The sequence below is a fragment of the Mucilaginibacter calamicampi genome (assembly GCF_042676765.1).
GTDB classification, from domain to species: Bacteria; Bacteroidota; Bacteroidia; order Sphingobacteriales; family Sphingobacteriaceae; genus Mucilaginibacter; species Mucilaginibacter calamicampi.
Genome location: NZ_JBHTHU010000004.1, coordinates 1 through 9,436, shown reverse-complemented (window position 1 = coordinate 9,436; position 9,436 = coordinate 1). Strand labels below are relative to the sequence as shown.

Genomic DNA, 9,436 nt, shown 5'->3' with positions numbered 1-9,436 from the left:
CTGAAAGAAACGATCCGGGGCATCAAGGAGCACCTGCGTAAAATACCCAACAAGGGCTTAGGCTTCGGTGTATTCGCTACGGAGGAAGGATCGTCCTGCAGTTACGAAGCCCTGCCCAAAGTAAGCTTCAACTACCTGGGTCAGTTTGACAATAAGGAAAACGAATGGCAGTTGGCCGGCGAAGCCAGCGGCACAGCCATGTCAGCAGCGAACAAGCATCCGGATGTGATAAACATCAACGGGAAAGTGCTGAATAGTAAGTTGTCGTTTACCATTATTACCAGGCTGGGTCAAGAGGCAACCGAACACTTTGCCGCGCGGTTTAAGGCTGATATACTACAAGTTATTAGCCATTGCACAGATAAGCTGGAGCAAACCGGGCGCAGCCACACACCAAGCGACTTTAAAGGAGTTCGTATAAGCCAGGCTTTGCTTGATCGCTTACAAACAAAGATGAGCTAACGATGAAAAACGAAATACTGTACGTTTACCCTGCAACCAGCTTGCAAAAGGGATTTATATATCACGCTTTAAGTCAGGCTAATGACGATGCCTACCGGCAGCAGATATTGCTTGACTATCATCAGCCGCTGGATATCGAAAAATATATTGAAGCCTGGGAATGCTGCATTGCGCAATACCCCATTTTGCGGACAGCTTTTGACTGGGAGGAGGATATTATCCAGATCATCTACAAATACGGCAAATTGTACTGGGAAATAAAAGACGTAAGCCATCTTGCTACCCAGGCCGAAAGGGACGAAGCGATAGCGCAAATACAGGTTGAAGACAGGAAGCAAGGTTTTGATCTCACCCAACCCACCCAGCTAAGGGTATATATAATCAAACAATCCGAGGATAGTTATACTATTTTAAAAAGCGATCATCACATTATTACCGATGGCTGGAGTTTGCCTATTGTGCTAACAAGTGTGCATCATTACTATGGCGAACTAAAAAATAATAAAAAAGTAACCATCAGGCAAGATGAGGCATACATAAGCACGCTTGAATATATCCTGGATAATAAAGATACATCCGAACGGTACTGGGAGAAAACTCTCGCCGGCGTAGCTTACGCCAACGACATAAGTTCGATTTTGAGCGCGCCGGTAGAGCTAAATAATTATCAGTATATAGAAAATCCGGCAAATAGTACTTTGCAGATAACCGGCGACCGCTATCATCAGTTAAAAGCGTTTTGCCAGCAAGCCGGGATAACGATGAACGTGGTTGTGCAGTTTCTGTGGCACAAACTTTTGCAGGTGCACAGTGGCGACGACCGGACAATTACGGGAACAACAGTATCGGGCAGGGAGTTGCCGGTAGAGGGCATTGAAGCCAGCGTGGGCTTGTATATCAACACGCTTCCGTTGGTAGTTGATTGGGATAACGACAATTCAATAACCGGTCAGTTAAAATACATCCATCAGCAAATAGCAGACTTAAATGCCAACACCTGTACTGATTTGGCCAACCTGCAGAAAGCGGGCGAGCGGCTGTTCCATAGCTTGTTTGTGTTTGAAAACTATCCCATCCCCGAAGGTGGTGCCCAAAAATTAGAACTCAGCATCAGAGACATCGTAGAGAAAATAGACTATCCGCTAAGCATTATGGCATATGATCAAGGCGAAGTTTTATCGGTAAAGTTTTGTTATGATCTGAAATGTTTAACAACCGAAAAAGCGTTGATCCATCTACAATCGATGGATCATATTCTTTCGCGAATACTTGAAAATCATCAACAATCGCACAGAGCGATAACGCTGCTTAACAAAACAGAATACGATAAGATCATCCATGAATGGAATGTAACGGATAATGATTTTCCGCAAGGCCAAACCATTCAGACCTTGTTTGAGCAGCAGGCAAATCTGTATCCAGACAACGGCGCGCTTTTTTTTGAGGATCAGCAATTAACTTACCGCGAACTTAACAGCAAAAGTAACCAACTGGCCAGGCATATACGTGCGCAATATCTGCTTCGCACCGGACGCGAGCTGACTGCAAATACAATGATTGCCTTGTGTGTGAGTCGGAGTTTGGAAATGGTTACCGGTATAATGGGTATTTTAAAAGCCGGGGCGGCTTATGTTCCGGTAGATGTAAATTATCCGGGGGAAAGAATTGATTACATACTGGATGACTGTGGTGCAGAGATCATCCTGTGTCTGCGAAGATCATCTGATAAAATAGAATTTCAAATACGGGAAAACAGAGCGATCTATATTGATCTGGATGAAGCCTTATACGATCAGGAAGAAAATAGTAATCTACCCGCCTACAACAGTGCTGGCGATCTGGCCTATGTTATTTACACTTCGGGTACTACCGGCAAACCCAAAGGGGTTTTAATTGAGCATAGCGGCGTTGTTAACCTTGTTTATAATAGCAGTATCGAGCTTGGTATAAATTCGCAATCGGTTCATTTACAATACGCTTCGGTAGTTTTTGATGCATCAGTTTACGAAGTATTTAATGCGCTGTTACGCGGTGCAGCATTGGCAATTGTCTCGGATGCAGCCAGAAAGGAAGATCAACTGCTAATCGATTTCATTACGCGAAAGAAAATAACGCACGCTATACTACTCCCCGCGCTGGTAAACTCTTTACCCACAGATTTTAAGGGTATAGATACTTTGATATTAGGCGGAGAACAAAGTCCGCCCGAACTGATAGCGCACTGGAGCGGCAGGTGCCGCCTAATTAATGCCTACGGGCCTACAGAGATTACCGTTTGCGCAACTATGCACGAGTTTGGCACAGACAATTTGAACTCAAACATAGGTAAGCCTATCAGTAACACCAAATTATATGTTCTTGATGGCAATTTGAACCCGCTGCCTGTTGGTGCTACGGGCGAGTTATACATATCGGGAGCCGGGGTAGCGCGTGGGTATCTTAACCGCCCTGAATTGACAGTCGGTAGATTTATGGTCAACCCATTTACCGGAAATACCAAAGGTTATGAGCGCATGTATAAATCAGGCGATCTGGTTCGGTGGCTGGAAGACGGCAGCCTTGAATTTATTGGCCGCAATGATGAGCAGGTGAAGGTACGCGGCTACAGGATTGAATTAGGCGAAATAGAAAATGCGCTGGTAGATATTGAAGGGATAAAGCAAAGTTGCGTTATAACCAAAGAACGGAAAACGGCCTCGGGGACTAACAAATACCTGGTGGGCTACTACGTTGCCGATAGCGACCATACGTCTGAAAATGAATTGGAGATTATTAAGAGTTGGGAACTTTTATATGATACGGAGTACGACAAGACGGTAAGTGAGGATAAGATGGAAGCCGATATTGGCGGATGGAACAGTTTTATTAATCAAGCACCTATTCCGGAGCCGGATATGTTAGCCTGGCGGGAAGCGATTGTTACCACTATCAATTCTTTAAAACCTTCAAATGTATTGGAGATTGGCGTTGGTACAGGATTATTGATGTACCCACTGCTTGATCATATAAACAGTTACGTAGGTATAGACATTTCTAAATCGGTTATCTACCGGCACAAAAAAGCGCTGGAGCATAAGACTTACAACACCGAGTTTTATCATTTAAATGCCGACGAAATAGACCTGCTACCACAGGCCGTGTATTATGATACGGTTATCATCAATTCCGTGTGCCAATATTTTCCGGGTATAGAGTATTTTGAAACGGTGGTTGATAAGGCAATAGCCAAACTCACGCCCGGCGGAGCTATCTTTTTAGGCGATATCCGAAATTTCGATCTGCATAAAAAACTAATAGAAGAACGCTTCGCCTTTAAAGGCGATACCTATACGCAGCAGGATATAGACCTGATGGCGCTCAAGGAAAACGAATTTTTGATATCGCCACGCTATTTTAAAAGATTGGCCCGGCGGTATAAAAATGTGGAGGTAACGGTGCTGGAAAGGCAGCGCACCTATACGCATGAATTAAGCGAACACCGCTATGACGTTGTTATTGTTAACAAAAAACCCGCAGAGAATGCAGTCGATATAATTGAAGCTTTAGGCAGCTCGGGCGGCGAACACAATATACCGTTCTTCAGCCAAATCAACCAGGAGCAGATCTACCAACGGTTGGCCCAGGCCTTGCCTGCTTACATGATACCGGATATCCTGGTACCCGTACTGTCGTTACCGTTAACACATAACGGTAAGATTGATAAACGAGCCTTGCCGGATCCATATTACAACAGCCGTAGCGAAGTGGCGAAGCCGGTTACCGATCTGGAGATGAAACTATTGGCGATTTACGGCGAAGTGCTGGGTATTCCAGCGGAACAGATAGGCACTGATCAGGATTTCTTCAGGATAGGCGGCAATTCTATCCAGAGCATTTTACTAAAAGGGCGGCTTAACAAGCTGGAAGAGTTTAAACATATTAGTGTTGCCGATATCTTTAAATATAAATCAGTAGATAAATTAGTACAAAGCCTGGATCCGGGCGAAACGGCGGAGTATAAGCTGCAGGAAAACAGTGTGACTACCGAAGGGCATGAAATTGCCATTATTGGTATGTCGGGCGCATTTAGCGGTGCAGATGATCCTAACCAATTCTGGCAACTGATAGCCAACCAGCAGGAGGGGATAAGTTTTTACAGTAAAGACGAGTGCAAAGCCCTGGGTGCCGATGCTGCACTAATAGACGATCCAAATTTCATCCCTTCCGCAGGAAAAATAAAAGACGTTGATCTGTTTGATCCTGCTTTTTGGGATATGTCACTCAACGAAGCAAGTGAACTTGATCCGCAGACACGTAAATATTTAGAGCATAGCTGGCTGGCGCTCGAAGCCTCGGGCTATGCCGGTAACCGCAAGCAACATAACATAGGCACATTTGCAGGCAACGGACTGAATACGTATTTCTACGACAATGTTTTGAATGGAGAAGGCAGCGAAGAGATCAATATGTGGGCTGCTGCGGCATCAAACATTAATGCTATTGCTACTAAAACTGCTTATCTGTTAGGTCTTTCGGGCCCGGCAAATACTATTAATACTGCATGTTCAACAGGATTGGTAACGGTTATAGAAGCCTGCAAGAACCTGCAATTAGGCACCTGCGATATGGCGATGGCCGGTGGGGTAGGTTTGGCGATGCGGGATAAAGTGGGGTACATTTTTCAGGAAGGAATGGTTTTCTCCAAAGATGGTCATTGCCGCACCTTCGACAAAAACTCATCCGGCACAACTATTGGCTCGGGCGTTGGCGTACTGGTTTTGAAAAGGATAAAAGATGCTGTGAGGGATAATGACCGCATACTCGGCGTAATAAAAGGCTACTGCACCAATAATGACGGCGACAGAAAAACGAGCTTTACCTCACCATCGCTTATCGGGCAAAGCGAGTGTATCGTCAATGCTCAGAAAATGTCGGGCCTTAGTTCAGAACAGATCGAGTATGTTGAATGCCATGGTACCGGCACTCACCTGGGCGACCCCATAGAAGTGCAAGCACTTAAAGAAGCCTTTGCATTTAACCGCAGTAATAAGCAGGCAGACCATAAAGCTCTGTTGGGTGCTGTAAAAGCCAACATAGGTCATGCAGATGCGGGCGCGGGTGTAGCCGGTCTGATCAAGGTGATCCTGATGTTGCAAAATAACATCATCCCCGGGCAAGTAAATTATAATGAACCTAACCCCGAACTGAATTTAAAACTCACTGGTTTTGAGATCAATCAAAAAAACCAGCCATGGCCCGTAGTAACCAACAAGCAGCGTATCGCAGGTGTAAGTTCGTTTGGTATAGGCGGTACCAACGCGCACCTGATTGTTGGCGATTATATTGAAAAAATTGCCCGACCTGCGGATGCGAAGATGCCGGAGCAGGTTGAGGCAATTCGTTACATCATACCTGTTTCTGCCAAAAGCCGGCAATCGCTTTCGGATTATAAATTAAAGCTGATTGATTATATAAATACACACGAAGATATTTTAATAAAAGATCTGGCCCATACCCTGCAAAGAAGGGCGCAGTTTCCTTTCCGAAGCGCTTACAGCGCCCGCAGCATATCCGAATTGATGGCGAAAGTAAACGCGGACAACTCTGGTAGCGGTAGGGAAACCAGCGTGAATAATAACGTAATATTCTTGTTCCCCGGGCAGGGCGCGCAGTACGTTAACATGGCTAAGGGGCTGTATGAGGGCGAAACGGCGTTCAAAAAATTAGTCGATGATTGTATCGCGATTTCACAACAGTATCTGGAAACTGATTTGACAGAAGTGGTATTTGCCTGGGGCGATTTTTCGGCTCATAATATCAACGAAACACATTTTTCTCAGATATCCCTCTTTATTATTGAGTACGCACTGGCAAAGTATATTATTGATTTGGGTGTTGAAGTTGATGCCTTTGCTGGACATAGCATAGGCGAATATGTGGCGGCAACCTTAACTGGTGTATTTAAATTGGAGGATGCCATTAAACTAGTGATAGCCCGCGGCAGGTTGATGAACAGCATGCAGCCCGGCGCTATGTTATCTATCAGCGCCGAAGAAAAAACGGTTTTGAAGTATGCTGCGAGTTTTAACTGCAATATAGCGGTCATCAATTCTAAAGAAGACTTCGTGGTTTCAGGCACGAAGGAAGCGATCAACGCTTTAAAAATGGCGACTGAAAATGACGGAATACCGACAGTTATTTTAAAAACCTCGCATGCTTTCCACTCGCCGATGATGGAGCAGGCAGCAATTGATTTTGAAAAGGAATTTAGTGGAGTGAAGCTGAATGCGCCAGAAAGAACCTTTATCTCCAATTTAAGTGGTGAAATAGCGGGTGAAGAAGTAACTACCCAGGCTTATTGGTGTGATCAACTGCGAAATACTGTTCAGTTTAGCAAAGGGGTTAACACATTGCTCAATCTGTATAATCAACAGGTTAATTTTGTTGAGGTGGGCCCGGGCAAGGGCTTAAGCGCATTGGTGCGGAAACATGACAAAGGAAACACTCGTAAGCCAATCCAGACGACACAGTTATTGCCATCAGGAAATGAGTTATTGAACAACCATGGCTGTCCGCAACTCAGCTGCAGTGAAGATTTGAAAGCTTTGCTTTGGGAAGCGGGAATAATCTCATTGCAGGATTATCTCGCTGAGCCCGGTACCGCGCGTGTTTTAACGGATTTGCCTACCTACCAGTTTGACTTTAAAAGGTGCTGGCTTGAAAAAAGCGTGGATACATTAAAGGGAAGATTAACTGTACTCCCTGCTAAAGATTGGTTGAGTAGCCCGAAATGGTCGGCTTTGAAGAATCTTAATCGATCATTTGCCGAAGTTAAAACGAAATATAGCAATGCTATAGTTTTCCTGCGGGAAGAGCAGATCCCATTGTTTGATCTTCACCAGTTCTCGCAGTCTTCCCGCCTGGTGGTGCTGAGTATGCAATGCGATGAATTTCAATACAGCGACGATTCAGGTATTTTTAGCATCAAACCCGATAATGAGCAGCATTTCGAGGCTTTAGCGGCAGACTTCAAAAAGCGAAACATTGTATTCGATGCAGTTATGCACCTTTCGTCAGTTGATAATCTGAATGATATTGACGAGCAACTGGCCTATAGTTTTTATTCCCTGTTCTTAATTCGCGAAAAATTGCTGAAAAGCGCAGGCGATATGGATTTGCTTGTACTTACAAACGGGTTGGCCCAGATCACAAATCAGGACACTATCCATGCGGGTAACGGAATGCTGGTAGGCGCTGTAAGAAACATTAACCACGAATTCCAGAATATCAATGCGAAGATAATTGATGTCGGTACGCAACCTCATGATTCGACGGTAATTGCACATGTAGCGAGCGATGCAGCATTTGACAGATCGGAAGACCTATTGGCGATCAGGTTCGGGAAATTATGGAAGGAAACTTATGAAATGGTCGCCGAGCCATCATCCCAAGAAAACAACATAAAAGACGGTGATACGATATTAATTACCGGCGGTTTGGGCGGCATAGCTTTGGCAACTGCGAAATATATTTCGGAGTTTAATAAGGTTAATTTTATCCTGGTAGGCAGAATGGATAGTTTGGCCGATAGAGCATCAGAAAGCGCCGGGCAGAAAAATGAGATTATTAAAGCAATAAAAGATAACGGCTCTACCGTTGCATTACGTATTGCTGATATTGCAAATGAAGCAGCTGTGCAGCAATTGTTCGCTGAAACCGGAAATACCTTCGACGCGATTGACGGTATTATCCACACTGCGGGTGCTACCGCATTGTTGACGGACAAATGCACTCTCGAAAATATTAAAAAAGCTTTTAGCGGTAAGGTTTACGGTATTGAAAATATCATGGGCAATATCGATGTGGATAGGCTACGATATGTTGCTTTTACCTCGTCGCTGGCGAGTGTTATGGGGGATGTTAACCGCATCGAATATTGCGCAGCTAACAGCTACCTGGATTTTTTATGCGTTGATACAGCCAGGTTTAAAAATGCCGCAACCATCACCGTGAACTGGCCGGGATGGATGGATACCGGAATGGCAAAAGGACATAAAGCAGCAGAGCCCAACCTCTTAAAAAATGCAAGCAGTTTGGAAAAATTGCTGATAAAGAACGTTATCAGCGAAACCGAAGGCGCGGGTATATTTTACGCGCTAATTAACCAGTCTTCGTACAGGCAGGTTGCAGTATCAAAGATCGATCTGGCCGGGCTGAAAAAGAAACTGTTTGCGCAAAGCGAACAAAAAGCAGCAATTAAGCAGGTTGAAATCGTTGAGGCGAATTACTCAGAAAATGAAGCGAAGGCGGCTCGGGTATTTGCTGGTCTTCTTGGATTGGAACGTATTTCTGTTCATGACGATTTTTTTAGTTTGGGCGGAAATTCTATCACGGCGATAAAAGCCTCGCATTCCTTAAGCGCCGCGCTTGGAAAAAGCGTGAAAATTGCTGACTTGTTTTTGTATAAAACCATTTCAAAAATAGTGTTGCATTGTGTGGGTGTAAACGAAGTTGTGATACCTAAAATACACAGTTCCACCTCACCCTTATCCTATTCACAGGAGCGTTTATGGTTTATCGAGCAATATGAAGGAGGAACGAACGCCTACCACATTCCGGCGCTGTTTGAGTTATCAGGGGAGACAGATGCAGCAGGGATAAAACACGCGTTGCGCCGCATAGTGGACCGTCACGAGGTACTGAGAAGCATGATCGGCCAGATAGACGAAGAAGGGTACGGAGTACAGCAGGTACATACGCATCCGCTGGAAATAGAAGAAGTAACGCTGGGGCAGGGCGAAGATCACGAATTGCGGATCAGGGAAGACATCAACCGCCCTTTCGACCTGAGCAGGGAATATCCTGTCCGCGTAAAGTTGTATCACCTGGCAGCACATTCCAAAAAGCTGCTGCTGGTAAATGCCCACCATATTGCCAGCGACGGCTGGTCGATGGATATCTTTCAGCGGGAGTTACTTGGTTATTACGAAGCCTG

The 9,436-nt window shown here is 44.9% G+C and carries 2 protein-coding genes; both read left to right on the top strand.

Going from position 1 to position 9,436, the window contains the following annotated elements:
• Positions 1-462: hypothetical protein (locus tag ACFQZS_RS05520; RefSeq protein WP_377098097.1), on the top strand; the 462-nt coding region annotated here is incomplete at its 5' end.
• A gap of 2 nt (positions 463-464) precedes the next feature.
• Positions 465-9,436, top strand: an 8,972-nt coding sequence (locus tag ACFQZS_RS05515; protein ID WP_377098095.1) for an amino acid adenylation domain-containing protein, incomplete at its 3' end; no start/stop codon positions are given.